We start from the raw sequence: 651 nt of genomic DNA on the forward strand, positions 1-651 counted from the left end.
CCGTACCAGTTCGAGAGCGGCATGGTGCCGTGTTGCGTGGACGCGCGTGGCAGCGATCCGGTACCGGAGAACGACAGCCACGGCGAGTTGATCTACACCATCGCCGAATACTGGCGACACACCGGTGATCTCGCCTTCCTGCAACGCATGTGGCCGCATGTGCAGGGCGCGTGGCAGTACATGGAAACTCTGCGGCTGAGCGAGCGCACCGAGGAGAATCGTGCGCGTCATCCGGGCTTCTACGGGATGATGCCGGCCTCGATCAGTCACGAAGGCTATTCGGCCAAGCCGGTGCATTCGTACTGGGACGATTTCTGGGCATTGCGTGGCTACAAGGACGCAGCCGACATGGCGGCCGCGCTTGGTCTGGAAGAGGAGGCGCTGGTGATGGCGGCCTCGCGCGATCAGTTCCGCCAGGATCTGAACGACTCACTGCTGGCGACCATGCAGTCCCACAGGATCGACTACCTGCCGGGCTCGGTGGAACTGGGTGACTTCGATGCCACCTCCACCACGATCTCACTGGCGCCGGGCGGCGAACAGGGGCGCTTGCCGCAGCCTGCGTTGAACAACACCTTCGAGCGTTACTGGGCGCACTTCGTGGAACGCCGCGATGGCAAGCGCCAGTGGAAGGACTACACGCCTTACGAA

The 651-nt window shown here is 63.3% G+C and carries 1 pseudogene; it reads left to right on the forward strand.

The window, feature by feature from the left end:
- Positions 1 to 651, forward strand: a pseudogene (locus ABB26_RS18475) (discoidin domain-containing protein); the annotation flags it as partial.

The sequence above is a fragment of the Stenotrophomonas humi genome, assembly GCF_001431415.1.
Taxonomy (GTDB): Bacteria; Pseudomonadota; Gammaproteobacteria; order Xanthomonadales; family Xanthomonadaceae; genus Stenotrophomonas; species Stenotrophomonas humi.